The organism is Pseudoalteromonas sp. SG44-8 (genome assembly GCF_014164125.1).
GTDB classification, from domain to species: domain Bacteria; phylum Pseudomonadota; class Gammaproteobacteria; order Enterobacterales; family Alteromonadaceae; genus Pseudoalteromonas; species Pseudoalteromonas rhizosphaerae.
In genome coordinates, this window is the sequence record NZ_JACJEQ010000028.1 from 39,209 (window position 1) to 53,812 (window position 14,604).

9 protein-coding genes and 8 tRNA genes are annotated in these 14,604 nt (G+C 40.9%); 13 read left to right on the plus strand and 4 right to left on the minus strand.

Translation table 11 applies throughout. The annotated features are described in order from the left end of the window. Positions 1-27: 27 nt before the first annotated feature. Positions 28-1,872 (minus strand): M2 family metallopeptidase, encoded by a 1,845-nt coding sequence (locus H5163_RS17280; RefSeq protein WP_182735606.1) that lies wholly within the window; start codon positions 1,870-1,872, stop codon positions 28-30. A gap of 180 nt (positions 1,873-2,052) precedes the next feature. Here H5163_RS17280 and H5163_RS17285 point away from each other — a divergent pair, with 180 nt between their 5' ends. Then, positions 2,053-4,329, plus strand: a complete 2,277-nt coding sequence (locus H5163_RS17285; RefSeq protein ID WP_182735607.1) for an acyl-CoA dehydrogenase — start codon at positions 2,053-2,055, stop codon at positions 4,327-4,329. 68 nt (positions 4,330-4,397) lie between these two features. Here H5163_RS17285 and H5163_RS17290 read toward each other — a convergent pair whose 3' ends face one another. After that, positions 4,398-4,793, minus strand: a complete 396-nt coding sequence (locus tag H5163_RS17290) for a hypothetical protein (protein WP_404936107.1) — start codon at positions 4,791-4,793, stop codon at positions 4,398-4,400. 187 nt (positions 4,794-4,980) lie between these two features. Next, complete coding sequence (gene cysK, locus H5163_RS17295) at positions 4,981-5,949, minus strand: cysteine synthase A (protein WP_145242300.1); 969 nt, start codon at positions 5,947-5,949, stop codon at positions 4,981-4,983. Positions 5,950-6,372: 423 nt separating this feature from the next. Between cysK and H5163_RS17300 the strand changes: the two genes are divergently transcribed. From H5163_RS17300 to H5163_RS17355, 12 genes are all read left to right on the plus strand, one after another. Next, a complete protein-coding gene (locus H5163_RS17300) occupies positions 6,373-7,524 on the plus strand; it encodes a dicarboxylate/amino acid:cation symporter (protein WP_182732226.1) in 1,152 nt (383 codons plus the stop codon). 108 nt (positions 7,525-7,632) lie between these two features. After that, the gene (gene uvrY / locus H5163_RS17305; protein WP_016707677.1) at positions 7,633-8,283 is read left to right on the plus strand and encodes a UvrY/SirA/GacA family response regulator transcription factor; all 651 of its coding nucleotides are present in this window, start codon (positions 7,633-7,635) and stop codon (positions 8,281-8,283) included. A 9-nt stretch (positions 8,284-8,292) separates the two neighbouring features. Then, positions 8,293-10,116, plus strand: a complete 1,824-nt coding sequence (gene uvrC / locus H5163_RS17310) for an excinuclease ABC subunit UvrC (RefSeq protein WP_182735608.1) — start codon at positions 8,293-8,295, stop codon at positions 10,114-10,116. A 42-nt stretch (positions 10,117-10,158) separates the two neighbouring features. Then, positions 10,159-10,704, plus strand: coding sequence for a CDP-diacylglycerol--glycerol-3-phosphate 3-phosphatidyltransferase (gene pgsA / locus H5163_RS17315; protein WP_145242294.1), 546 nt, complete (start codon positions 10,159-10,161; stop codon positions 10,702-10,704). A gap of 216 nt (positions 10,705-10,920) precedes the next feature. After that, positions 10,921-10,996: transfer RNA gene (locus H5163_RS17320), tRNA-Gly, on the plus strand. Between the two features lie 26 nt (positions 10,997-11,022). Then, positions 11,023-11,096: transfer RNA gene (locus tag H5163_RS17325), tRNA-Cys, on the plus strand. Positions 11,097-11,132: 36 nt separating this feature from the next. Then, positions 11,133-11,219: transfer RNA gene (locus H5163_RS17330), tRNA-Leu, on the plus strand. A gap of 66 nt (positions 11,220-11,285) precedes the next feature. Next, positions 11,286-11,361 (plus strand) — tRNA-Gly (locus tag H5163_RS17335). 39 nt (positions 11,362-11,400) lie between these two features. Then, positions 11,401-11,487 (plus strand) — tRNA-Leu (locus H5163_RS17340). Between the two features lie 150 nt (positions 11,488-11,637). Then, a tRNA-Gly gene (locus H5163_RS17345) sits at positions 11,638-11,713 on the plus strand. Between the two features lie 18 nt (positions 11,714-11,731). Continuing rightward, positions 11,732-11,805 (plus strand) — tRNA-Cys (locus tag H5163_RS17350). A 37-nt stretch (positions 11,806-11,842) separates the two neighbouring features. After that, positions 11,843-11,929: transfer RNA gene (locus tag H5163_RS17355), tRNA-Leu, on the plus strand. Between the two features lie 931 nt (positions 11,930-12,860). On the opposite strand, the gene H5163_RS17360 is transcribed toward H5163_RS17355, so the two are convergent. Next, on the minus strand, positions 12,861-14,282 hold the full coding sequence (locus H5163_RS17360; protein ID WP_149983426.1) for a sodium:alanine symporter family protein: 1,422 nt from the start codon (positions 14,280-14,282) through the stop codon (positions 12,861-12,863). Positions 14,283-14,604 lie beyond the last annotated feature (322 nt).

Sequence of the window (14,604 nt, forward strand, 5' to 3'; positions counted from 1 at the left end):
GCATTTTTGTTATTTAACTAAGTTTACTTACCAACCACATTGTCGGCCTTTATTTTGCTCATCAAGGTATTTTTGCAGTGGCGCAAAGTAATCAAGTAGGGCTGTTGCATCCATTTCAGGTTTACCTGTTACGGTGGCTAATGCTTCTTGCCAAGGGCGGCTTGAACCCATTTCTAGCATAGCATTGAGTTTTTCACCTGCTTCTTTAGAGTTGTATACTGAGCAGCGATGAATGGCTTCTTTGTTACCTGCTATTTCACATAAACTACGGTGGAAATCAAACTGTAAAATATGCGCTAAGAAGTAACGTGTATATGGTGTATTACCTGGCACATGATATTTTGCACCTGGATCAAAGTCAGCTTCGCTTCGTGTGATAGGTGCTTTTACACCTTGGTATTTTTCACGTAATTCCCACCATGCCTTATTGTAGTTTTCAGGGGTTACTGCACCTGAAAATACTTGCCAACGCCATTGGTCCACAAGTAAACCAAATGGAATAAACGCTACTTTATCTAGCGCCATTTTCATCAGTAAGCCAATGTCTTTCGATTCATCAGGCACTTGCTCTAATAAACCAATTTCTTTTAAGTAACCAGGTGTTACCGAAAGCGCAATAGTATCGCCAATGGCTTCGTGGAAACCGTCGTTAGCACTTTCTTGATAATAAAGCGGTTGGGTATTGTAAGCGCGTTGATAAAAGTTGTGACCTAACTCATGGTGAATAACTGAGAATTCTTCACCAGTACGTTGAATACACATTTTAATGCGTAAATCGTCTTTACTATCTATATTCCACGCTGAAGCATGGCACTGTACATCACGATCGGCAGGTTTAGTGAATAACGAACGTTGGTAAAAGGTGTCAGGTAAAGGTGCAAATCCCATTGAGGTGAAAAATTTTTCAGCGCCGCGTACCATTTTAAGTTCATTGTAGTTATGCTCGGCTAATAATGCGGTTACATCATAACCAGGATCGGCATTTTCAGGTGCGACTACATCATAAATGTTGCCCCACGATTGCGCCCACATATTACCTAATAAATGCGCTGGGATAGGTTGGTCTTGGGGTACTTTGTCTTCACCGTATTTTTCACCTAACTTGGCACGAACATGACAATGCAGCGAATCATATAATGGTTTTACTTGCCCCCAAATACGATCAAGTTCTTTGGCAAAATCATCTGCTGGCATATCATACTTACTACGCCACATTGCACCAGTGTCTGCATAACCAAGCTCTTTAGCGCCTTCATTGGTTAATACAACTTGTTGTTCATACAGTGGACGCATTGGTTTTGATACCTGGCGCCAACCTTGCCATAAATCAAGCAGTTCGTTGTAATCACGGCTGGTGGCCATTGTTGCAGTCATATCACCTAGGCTTAAACAGCTGCCATCGTCTTTACAATATTTACCTTTACCATATATACCGCCAAGTTCAGCCACAAGCTGTGATAGTTTTGCTGTTTTTTCTGCATCTTGTGGGGCAGGTAAAGTCAGTGCCAGTTTTAATTTGTCGAGTTTACGACGTGCGTCATAATCAAGTTTGAGAGAGTCAAACTGTGCAGCTTCGTTAGCAAGGCGAACCACCGCTTCGGTCATTTTACGATTTACTTCAGCTGATAGGGCTGATGTATCATGCGTTATAAAGTTAGCGTAAATCCATTCCGCGCGACTTGATTCTAGATATAAAGCACTGAGCTCTTGCTCTGTTGTATCTAAAAAGGCTTGCGCGTCTTTTGCAGTTACCGGCGCAGGGCTTGCAACTTGAGTTACTGTGTTAGTGGCTTCTTGGTTACAGCCGCTCAATGCTAATGTGCTGGCAACCATTATTGCGCTCAAACTGAGCTTAAAATGTGGAGTAGTCATGTTGGTCCTTATATTTGTTATTTATCGTGTAGGATGATAGCAGCGTCTATGTGTTAGGCAAAGTTTATCAATAACCGACTCTTAAGCTCAGGCCATGCGAGTTTATAGTGGCATTGTATTTATTAAAGGATCGGTCATAATTAAGCCAATCTGTTTTATTAATTAATAAGGATAGTTTCCATGTCAGTGTTTATTTTGTTACTGGTGTTGGTGATAGTTATTTTTGCGGTTAAAGATATCCGCTTAAATCTCGTCAGCCGCCCGACATTTAAAATGTTTAAAAAGGTATTACCGCCGCTTTCGCAAACTGAGCGTGAAGCGATGGAAGCGGGCGACGTGTGGTGGGATGGAGAACTATTTAGTGGCAATCCTGATTGGCAATTACTTCACAGCTACCCAAAGCCAGAGTTGAGCGAAAAAGAGCGAATATTTTTAGACAATGAAGTGGAAACACTGTTGGCGATGCTTGATGACTATCACATTGTGCAAAAAGATAAAGACTTGCCAAAAGAAGTATGGGATTACCTAAAGACCCAAGGTTTCTTTGCGCTGATCATTCCCGAGAAATTTGGCGGACGCCAGTTTTCAGCAATCGCAAACTCAACCATTGTAGCTAAAATCGCCACTAAAAGCTTAACAGCAGCAGTGACCGTGATGGTGCCCAACAGCTTAGGCCCTGGGGAATTACTATTACATTATGGTACAAAAGAGCAGCAAGAGCGCTGGTTACCTTCACTTGCGAAGGGGGATGATGTGCCGTGTTTTGCTCTAACAGGCCCTGAAGCCGGCTCTGATGCTGGCAGTATTCCTGACTCTGGCGTAGTGTGTAAGGGTGAGTTTGAAGGCCAAGAAGTTGTAGGCTTACGATTAAATTGGTCAAAACGCTATATTACGCTTGCACCCGTAGCAACGGTTCTTGGACTTGCTTTTAAAATGTATGATCCCGATGGATTACTTGGTAAACATAAAGAGCTAGGTATAACCTGTGCGCTGATCCCAACAGATCACCCTGGTGTGGAAACGGGTGAGCGCCATTATCCATTGAATATGGCGTTTATGAATGGCACAACCTACGGTAAAGATGTATTTATTCCTCTTGATTGGATCATTGGCGGTCAAAAAGGGGCAGGACGAGGTTGGCGGATGTTGGTTGAGTGCTTAAGTGCCGGGCGCGGTATTTCATTACCAGCATTGAGCAGTGCAACAGGGCATTTATGTGCCCGTATGACATCGGCCTATGCAATGGTACGTCAACAATTTGGTGTTTCTATCGGGCAGTTTGAAGGCGTGCAAGAGGCGCTGGCTCGCATTGGTGGACTAACCTATAGTCTTGAATCATGCCGCTTAATGACTGCCGGAGCCATTGATTTAAAATTAAGCCCATCAGTGGTGACTGCGATTGCCAAATATCATATGACAGAGATGGGCCGTACGGTAATGAATGATGCTATGGACATTCATTCAGGTAAGGGGATCCAAGTGGGGCCAAATAACTATTTAGCGCACGGTTATATGGGCATTCCAGTATCAATTACCGTTGAAGGGGCGAATATATTAACCCGTAATCTGATGATCTTCGGTCAAGGTGCAACTCGTTGCCACCCATTTGTACTCAAAGAAATGGAAGCCGCAGCAATGGAAGATGACGATCTCGCGTTAAAAGAATTTGATTCATTATTACTGCAGCATATTTTATTTGCCGCTACTAATGCGAGTATGGCTTTTATACATGGATTAACGCGAAGCTATTTTGCAAAATCGCCCGTTTGTGGTGAGACTGCTTCATATTATAAGCAATTAGGGCGTATGAGCCGAGGACTTGCCTTTAGCACTGATGTGGCAATGTTAGTACTTGGTGGTGAGCTTAAACGTAAAGAGATGATTTCAGCGCGTTTAGGGGATGTCTTAAGCCACTTATACTTAGCATCTTGTGTATTAAAACGTTTTGAAGACGAGGGGCGTCAACAAGCTGATCTTCCGTTCGTAAAATATGCGGTTGAATTGTCACTGTTTGAAATTGGCCAAGCATTTGACGGTTTTTTCAAAAACTTTTCAAACCCGGTTATTAACTTCATCCTAAAACGTATTGTATTTCCGCTTGGTAATCATTACCAGCGCCCAAGTGATGAACTTGCACAAACAATTTGTGAGCATATGACGCAACCAGGGGTATTTAGAAACCGCTTAACTCATTTATGTTATGTGGATGATAAAGCGGGTACTGGTGTGATGGAGAATGCATTTATAGCGATGCATGATACCAGCGCCGCCTTCAAACGATTGAAGAAATGGCAACGTGACGGCACACTTAACCGTAATGCTAATATAGCAACTGCAATCGACAGTGCGCTTGAAAAACAGTTAATAACTGATGAGCAAGGCGAAAAGCTACATGCTGCAAATAACCTACGCAAACAGGCTATTGCGGTAGATAATTATCAGCCAGGTGAACTGTAATAGCGAAAACTAACAAGCCTTGCTGCGAGCAAGGCTTCTTAAGCGGTCTAAATATTTAATATAAAGCGTTAGCGTGCAAATGGATCGGCATTTATTTTATCAACGTACCAATTGCCTTTTTTACGCACCATTTTTACGCTGCGCATATCATCAACTTTATTCCCATTGAAGTGGCCTGTGAAAATAAGGTTGATATTGGCTGTATCGCCATATTGTTCTCTTAAACTCATATTAGTCATATCAACTTCAATTACTACATCATCGTATTGCATGTTGACTAAATTGCGGGCAAATTGTTTTGAGGTGCCGTAAGAGTTCATGATCCGCGCCATTTTAGGTGTGGCCATAGTACTGGCTTTGTTTAGGTCGTTTTCGTTATAAAGCGTATCAAAAAATAGTGCTGCGCTATTTCCTGGAGTATTTTTTTCACCTTTTGGTGAATCTTCATTTCCACAGCCGCTCATTAGCAGTAAAAATGTAGCAGTGCAAAGAGTTATAAATGATTTCATTAGATAAATAGATTTATTAGTGATGATTTAGTGTGTGACGAAATGCGGCAGATGTAAAGTTTACGGTAAGAATTAGTGATGTGAATGCAATAAATAATAAAAAAGGATGCAGTTTGCATCCTTTTTCAAAAGCTATTTAAACTTATTGAACCAGCTCTTGCTCTGAAAACTCTTCAGCAAAAAGTGGGCTTGATAAATAACGCTCAGTTGCACTAGGTAAAATTACTACGACATTTTTACCTGCATTTTCAGGTAACTCCGCAATACGCTTTGCTGCAACAACCGCAGCGCCAGATGAAATACCAACTAATATACCTTCTTTTTTCATCAGCTCATGAGCCATTGCTATACATTCTTCATTAGACACTTGCTCTACACCATCGATCATTGATAGGTCTAAATTACCAGGAATAAAGCCTGCGCCAATACCTTGAATTTTATGTGGCCCAGGTTTAATTTCTTCACCCGCGAGTGTTTGGCTGATCACTGGCGAATTAGTTGGTTCAACAGCGATTGACTTTACATTAAGGCCTTTTTCAAGTTTCAAATAACGGCTGACACCAGTAATTGTACCTCCAGTACCCACACCAGCCACAAAGAAATCAACTTTTCCATCTAATGCATTAAAGATTTCTGGGCCTGTTGTTTCAAAGTGAATTTTAGGGTTTGCAGGGTTTTCGAATTGTTGTAATAAAATAAACTTTTCAGGGGCTGATGCTTGAATTTCCTTTGCCTTAGCGATCGCACCGTTCATACCTTTAGCACCATCTGTTAAGACTAAATTAGCACCTAATGCTTTTAGTAACTTACGACGTTCAAGACTCATGGTGTTTGGCATTGTAAGCGTAAGTTTGTATCCACGCGAGGCCGCAACAAACGCCAAAGCGATACCTGTGTTACCTGAAGTTGGTTCAATCAGCTCTTTATCTTTAGTCAGCTCACCTGATTTTTCAGCTTCCCAGATCATTGATGCACCAATACGGCATTTAATGCTAAAGCTAGGATTACGAGATTCTATTTTAGCAAAAACATTACCTGTCGTTACACGGTTTAGTTTTACTAACGGTGTGTTACCAATACTGAGTGAGTTATCTTCAAAAATAGTAGACATAATGTTCCCTTAGGTGCAATTTATTCAATCGTGACCGATTTTTATTGTAAATCGATCTGTAATAGTGACACTTTACTGCTGAATTAAAAAAACTAAAGTAAAGTTTGGCTATAAGATATATCTATTCGGCTTATAACTGAATGAAATAAAAACAGCGACAGCTTGTATGTATAGTTATTAAAACAAAAATACTATCAGGTATGCTGACATAGGATTATTAGGGATACAAATACTGACCAAAATTTATATGCGCTAGATCATAATGAATTGCCTAGTAGATATTATAATGAACAAATTAGACGGGCGTTTAACGCTAAAAGTGATTGTATTTTGTGCAAACAGGCTGTTGTTGAGCGGTTTTATGATACATATAATTAAAAACATGCTAAAACCTCACCCATCAAAATTTATGAAGTGATGACAATGACGTTAATCTTAAAATTAATTGCCGGTATATTGGCCGGTATTTTAGTGGGTTTATATGTTCCACTAACGGGAGTTGAACTCCTTTACACGGTAAAAGAAATAATTGGCCAACTGATCACTTTTACTATTCCACTAATTATTTTATTTTTTATAGCATCAGGTATTGCTGGTTTACCAAAAGGCTCAGGCCATCTGTTAGGTAAAACCGTTGGTTTCGCCTACGGTTCGACCATTATTGCAGGCACATTAGCAGTGATGGTTGTTAGTGCAATTATTCCGTTATTTGATGGCGGTTTAACCTTCGAAGCTGAAATAGCCACCGAAGTGGCAAGTTTTATTGATTTAGAGATCCCACCATTGATGGGGGTTATGACTGCGCTTGCGACAGCGTTTGTGTTTGGTATCGGTATGAGCCAATTAGAGCTAGAGACCTTGAAAAAAGTATCGGATCAGGGCCGCGATGTGATTGATGGTTTGCTAGCAAAAGTTATTATCCCAGCATTACCGTTTTATATTGCAGGTGTGTTTGCTGAGATGACAGTTGCAGGCACTGTTGTTGATACCTTACAAACGTTTGGTGTGGTGTTGATTGCTGCATTAATCATGCATTGGGTATGGTTGACTATTCTTTATATCGGTACGGGTATCTTATTAAAACGCAACCCAGTTGAATTAATTAAAAATATGCTCCCAGCTTACTTTACAGCCTTAGGCACTATGTCTAGTGCTGCGACTATTCCAGTGTCTTTACGCTCAAGCAAAGCAAATAATGTAAAAGAAGATGTTGCTAACTTTACTGTACCTTTGTGTGCGACTATTCATCTATCTGGCTCAACGATCACTATCGTAACTTGCGCGATGGCGGTGATGTTTTTATCACCAAACATGGATGTACCATCATTATTTGGGATGTTGCCGTTTATTATGATGCTAGGTGTGGTAATGATTGCCGCACCGGGTGCTCCGGGCGGAGCTGTCATGTCTGCGCTGGGTTTGTTAACCAGTATGCTCGGTTTCAATGAAGGTGCTGTGGCGTTAATGATAGCGCTTTATTTGGCTCAGGATAGTTTTGGTACAGCCTGTAATGTTACCGGTGATGGTGTAATTGCTTTGTGGGTTGACCGCTTCAGTGAAAAAACGCCATCTTAAATTAGTTATCTGAAACGATAATTGAGTTATCGTTTCAGATTTTCTGTGTTAGTGTGACCAATTAAATTGTCATATTGACGTGCTGTTAGGTTATATGAGGGTGTCCCATTGATTAATGTACTTTTAGTTGATGACCATGAGCTCGTACGAACGGGTATCAAACGTATTTTAGATGATGTTCGTGGGTTTAAAGTAATTGGTGAAGCTAAAACAGGTGAAGAAGCGGTACAATTTTGCCGTCAGCATTCTCCTGATATTGTGCTAATGGACATGAATATGCCAGGTATTGGCGGATTAGAAGCGACCAAGAAAATTTGTCGCTATTGCCCTGATGTGAAAATTATTGTACTAACAGTACATTGTGAAGACCCATTCCCAAGTAAAGTGATGCAAATTGGCGCTCATGGTTACTTAACCAAAGGGGCGGGCTCTGATGAAATGGTTAATGCAATTCGCGCAGTAAATGCAGGGCAACGCTATATTGCACCAGAAATAGCTCAACAAATTGCCCTTGCGCAAGTGACGGGTCGTACTGATGAAAGTCCATTTCAGAGTTTATCTGAACGTGAATTACAGATCATGTTAATGATCACTAAAGGTGAAAAAGTACAAGACATTGCCGAACGCCTTAATTTAAGTTCTAAAACAGTGAACAGCTATCGCTATAGAATGTTTGAAAAGCTGAATGTGGGTGGTGATGTTGAATTAACTCATTTGGCTATTCGTCATAAGATGATCGACATCGACAGCGCCCACTAGTGTTGCCCCATGGCAGAATTTGATCACGCCCATTTCTTAAAAACACTATCAAGCGAACCCGGCGTTTATCGGATGCTTGATAGTGATGATAAAGTTATTTATGTTGGTAAAGCTAAAAACCTTAAAAAACGTGTTAGTAGCTATTTTCGTAGCAATGTCACGGATGGCAAGACTCGCGCTTTAGTCAGTAACATTAGTGATATTGACATCACTTTAACCAATACTGAAACCGAAGCTTTACTGCTTGAAAATAACTTAATAAAAAAATATCAGCCACGTTACAATATTTTACTGCGTGATGATAAATCCTATCCGTATATTTTATTAACTGCTCACAAACATCCAAGACTTGCATTTCATCGCGGTAGCCGCAAAGTAAAAGGCGAGTATTTTGGGCCATTTCCAAGCGCTGGGGCTGTCTCTGAAAGTTTGCGGTTAATGCAGAAAATATTTCCTGTTCGTCAATGTGAAGATGCGTATTATCGCGTTCGCAGCCGACCTTGTTTGCAATTTCAGCTAAAACGTTGTTCTGCACCCTGCGTGAATGAAGTGAGTGACGATGAATACAATCAGCAAGTTGATTTTGTACGTAAATTTTTGACTGGCAAATCTCATGAAGTCATCGCAGCGTTGATCTCTAAAATGGAAGCTGCGAGCCACGCTTTACAATTTGAACTAGCGGCTAAAGTACGCGATCAAATAATGCTACTGCGTAAAATGCAAGAGCAACAATCGATATCAGGTAATTATGCCGAAATGGATGTTGTGGGTTTTGCTCATTTAAATGGCCTCAATGGCATTCATTTGTTGATGATCCGCGATCATAAAGTACTCGGTAGCAAAACGTACTTTCCAAAAGTACCGAAAGATTCACAGCCACAAGAAATACTGGCTTCATTTCTTGGGCAATATTATTTAGCGCCAGGTGCAACAGGGCGAATTGCTAAAGAAGTTATTTTGCCATTTGCACTTGATGAAATTGATGTACTCAGTGAAGCATTAAGCCAAGTGAGTGAACGCAAAGTAACTTTAAAAACAGTTACACGCGGTGAGCGTGCGCAATACTTGCAGCTCGCTAATAAGAATGCGCTTAATAGTATTACCGTGAAGCAAAGCACTCAGGATTCGATTAATAAGCGTTACGCACAACTTAAAGCGACGTTAGGGCTTGATGATATTAATCGTATGGAATGTTTTGATATCAGCCATACAATGGGAGAAAACACAGTTGCCAGTTGTGTGGTGTTTGATTCGCAAGGACCGAATAATAAAGAATATCGACGCTTTAATGTCACAGGGATCACCGGAGGTGATGATTATGCTGCAATGGAGTTTGCGTTAAACAAGCGTTACAACAAGTTGGTTGACGAAGATAAAATTCCTGATGTGATTTTTATCGACGGTGGTAAAGGACAACTTTCTCGTGCCGAGCAGTATTTTGCTAATTGGCCACATGCAAAAATGCCGCTGTTAGTCGGTGTGGCAAAAGGCACCAGTCGTAGGCCAGGCCTTGAAACACTATTAATTGATGGTGGTCGGAAAACAATCCCAATGGATTCAGATGCACCAGCACTACATTTGATCCAACATATTCGCGATGAATCACATCGCTTTGCTATTGCAGGGCACCGTAATAAGCGGCAAAAACAACGCACTCAATCACTATTAGAAGAAATAGGTGGTATCGGCTCGGTACGACGCCAAACTTTATTAAAATTTTTAGGGGGCATGCAGGGAGTAAAAGCTGCTAATATAGATCAATTAAAGCAAGTACCCGGGATCAGCTCTGACATGGCTGAGAAGATATTTAACCATTTGCATGACAAGGGCTAGCCCTTCGTGCGAATATAGAAAAAAAGACATCCCCAAGTAGTTATGTGGAATATTCCAAACACACTCACAACATTTAGACTTTTTCTTATCCCCATTTTTTTGGTGGTATTTTATCTGCCTTATTCATGGGCTTTCTTTGCTGCAGCTTTTATTTTCTGGCTTGCATCGATCACTGATATTCTTGATGGCTATCTAGCGCGCAAGCTTGAGCAGTCTACGCCATTTGGTGCATTTTTAGATCCTGTTGCTGACAAAGTGATGGTGTGTACAGCATTGGTTGCTTTAGCTAGTTATTATCAATCAATGTATATGACTATTCCTGCTTTAATCATAATAAGCAGAGAAATTGTTATCTCAGCACTTCGAGAATGGATGGCAGAGCAAGGCAAGCGTGGTAATGTAGCTGTATCAAATATGGGTAAATTTAAAACTGCTGCGCAAATGTTAGCTATTATTGGACTCATTTGGCAATACGATAGTTGGATGATGTACTTAAGTTATGGCTTACTTTACATTGCGACCTTCTTAACGGTTACTTCTATGCTGCAATATTTGATAGCAGCGTGGTCTGAATTGACTAAAAATTGACTCTAAACGTATAATAACGCACCGTTTTAGATAAAAAATAATCAAACAGTTCAAAACTAGCATTTTTTGTATTGACGCGTTTAATAATCTCTGTAGAATGCGTCCGTGTTGAGAGGGCATAGCCCCCTAGATAAACAAAGTGACACTGGTTAAGTTGCTATAATGTTTTACCGCGACAAGGTTGCGATGAAACATATTAATACTTACATGCGTTATGCGGCACTAGCTCAGTTGGTAGAGCGCGACCTTGCCAAGGTCGAGGTCACGAGTTCGAGCCTCGTGTGCCGCTCCAGTTTATCAAAGGTTACCCAGTATTGAGGCGGAATGGCAGAGTGGCCATGCACCGGATTGCAAATCCGTTTACCCCGGTTCGACTCCGGGTTCCGCCTCCAATCAACACTCCACACGCTTTAATTAGCAAACTCGATGCCCGAGTGGTGGAATTGGTAGACACAAGGGATTTAAAATCCCTCGACTAACAAGTCGTGCCGGTTCAAGTCCGGCCTCGGGCACCACTTTGTGGTTTAGTTGCATATACCAAATGTAACTTTTAAAAATGTAGTAATTAGAATTAATATGATGCGGCACTAGCTCAGTTGGTAGAGCGCGACCTTGCCAAGGTCGAGGTCACGAGTTCGAGCCTCGTGTGCCGCTCCATATTAGTTTTATCCACTTGCTTTAAATAGCAAACTCGATGCCCGAGTGGTGGAATTGGTAGACACAAGGGATTTAAAATCCCTCGACTAACAAGTCGTGCCGGTTCAAGTCCGGCCTCGGGCACCACTTTAAATTACTCAACCAAGGTAATTTAAGGGCGATAAAAAATATTTCTTAGAAAGAATTATATCTAATTATGCGGCACTAGCTCAGTTGCCAGAACGTTTACCGCGACATAGTCGCGCACCAACGTACAAATTACTGACAAAGTTTTATGCGGCACTAGCTCAGTTGGTAGAGCGCGACCTTGCCAAGGTCGAGGTCACGAGTTCGAGCCTCGTGTGCCGCTCCAAATTATTTGTTACATTTAGGCGGAATGGCAGAGTGGCCATGCACCGGATTGCAAATCCGTTTACCCCGGTTCGACTCCGGGTTCCGCCTCCAAATAATTACTCCACACGCTTTAATTAGCAAACTCGATGCCCGAGTGGTGGAATTGGTAGACACAAGGGATTTAAAATCCCTCGACTAACAAGTCGTGCCGGTTCAAGTCCGGCCTCGGGCACCACTTTATCTTCACTATTACTTCATTTATACCTACAGCGTAAAAAAACATACCCAAAATTGCTTATCTATCTATTAAATTAAACTTTCACCTTATAGCTTTTGTATGCGTTTAACTTTTATCCATAGCGCGTACGGACAATCTTAATACCAAAATATACGCAAATCACTTTGTTGATTGATGCCAGAGAAATTAGCTTAACTAACACTAATACCAATCTGCATAAAGATTAAGTAAATTTGATCCAATCTCTAGAGCATATAATTTTAACCGTATCAGGGACGGAGATGAATTTATTCCACGCTTGCGAAACCTGTTCGACTATTTCTTCATAACCACTAAATACACGATTAGATAGACAGTGTTGTCGTATCCAACTCAATTGTTAAGGTAGTTTGAAATCCATTTTTGACACTGCCGCGTGCTGTATTTGGCCGCTTAGCAATATTCGTTCTGTTTCCACCCTCAAAGAATAATGAAACAGCAAGCAGGCGTATGCGTTTTCTTGCATTAGGCTCTTTACGTGATAAAACTAAAAGTTGTTTGGATTCTTTTAAGTTCAATTCAGTAAAAGTAGATAAGTATCTGTGCGCTAATTAGATCACATAATTTGGCAGATTGGTATAAAAAGCAGCAGGCTTTACTTTTGTGGTGACGCTTGATAAATGGCCAATGCTGAGAACAGTAAAGCGTCACTATGCCAATTGCAGCCGCATGCATACCCAATAGATTCAGAGCAACACTCCTGTGTGGCGCTTCGCTGAAGCATTGTTGAAGCTGTAGCCAGATTTATAAAGCACTCAATAAGGGCCGCGCTTTAGCGATGAATATATTAGACGCTTGTGATAGCAAATCTGAATAACTACTAAGGCATTATTATTTTGATCAAAAAAGGGAGCACATAGGCTCCCTCTTTGATTGTAAATAAGCTTATTTACTTTTTATGCCAAATCCCTTTCGGGATGGTTTGATCAAGCTGAGTATTTTTGGTTGGATCAAATGTTGGTAATTTGCCAGCTTTGCGCTGTGTGGTGTAGTCGTTCGCAAGCCAGATCACCACGCCTGATAACATAAACAGTGCAATAACATTCACGATTGCCATGAGGCCCATCGAAATATCAGCTAAGGTCCAGATCAACCCCAGTTCACTCACAGAGCCAAACATCACCATACCTAATACTATAAGTCTAAAGATCAACATACCATGCTCATGATTATGCTCTAAGAATAATAGATTAGTTTCTGCGTATGAATAGTTAGCAACAATTGAGGTAAAAGCAAAGAATAATATAGCAATCGCAACAAAGATTGTGCCCCAGCTTCCAACATGTTCTTCAAGAGCAGCCTGAGTTAATGCAATACCAGTTACACCTGAGTCAGCTACTAATTGATCAGAGAGCAAAATCAGCGCGGCCGTTGCACTACATATAACAACCGTATCAATAAATACACCAAGCATTTGCACATAACCTTGTGAGGCAGGGTGGGGCGGATTTGGCGTCGCAGTCGCTGCCGCATTTGCTGCGCTACCCATACCTGCTTCATTTGAGAATAAGCCGCGCTTTATTCCTTGGATCATTGCTTGCATAACGCCATAACCAATCGCACCGGCACCCGCTTGCTCAATTCCAAAGGCACTATTAATAATACGCATAAATACAGTCGGTAATTGCTCTGCATTAATAGCGCACACATATAAAGCTACAAGTAAGTAAGCTAATGCCATAAATGGTACAACCAACTCTGCAAAGCGAGAAATAGTTTTCAGGCCACCAAATATAATAATGCCAGAGCCAACGACTAGTACTAAACCAACAACATAGTTTGGAATATCAAAAGCGACTTTAAATGCAGCGGCTATAGAGTTAGATTGCACTGCATTGAATACTAGGCCAAATGCCAATATCAAACAGAGTGAGAAAACCACCCCCATCCAACGTTTACCCAAACCATATTCCATATAATAAGCAGGGCCTCCTCTGAAATTACCATGTTCATCACGAATCTTATAAGCTTGAGCCAAAGTACTTTCTGCAAAACTCGTTGCCATACCTATTAAGGCAATTAGCCACATCCAGAAAATAGCCCCAGCACCACCTAAATACAGTGCAACAGCAACACCAGCCATATTTCCGGTACCAACACGTGCGGCTAAGGAAGTACAAAAAGCTTGAAAAGATGAAATACCGTTTTTATCACACTGACGAGAATTGAACATGACTTTAATCATGTGGGGGAATTGAACAAATTGAATAAACTTGAGTTTAATAGTAAAAAAGAGTCCTGCCGCTATTAATAGGTAGACGAGAATATGACCCCAAAGCAGCCCACTAATACTATTTATTATATCTATCATGTTATATGCCTAATGAACGAGTTTAAAAAACAGCGGGCAACTTACCATAAGCAAAGCAGATAGTTTAGTGAAACGATGAAAAAAACGAGGTTATCCACAGGTTTCTGTGGGTAAGGTGTAAGTTTCTTTTGGGTATCTTGAGGGTATGAAATAAATGCGAATTTAATGATAAAAACGCTTGCGTAAAATTCGCCGCGCCCTATAATGCGACCCCACTGAGACGGCAGACAGCAACGCTTAGCGAGGCAAGAGTTAATCAGTTAGTCTAGTAAAACTTAAGTTTAGATTTTTAAGAAAGTTTAAAATTAAGTGTTGACAAAAA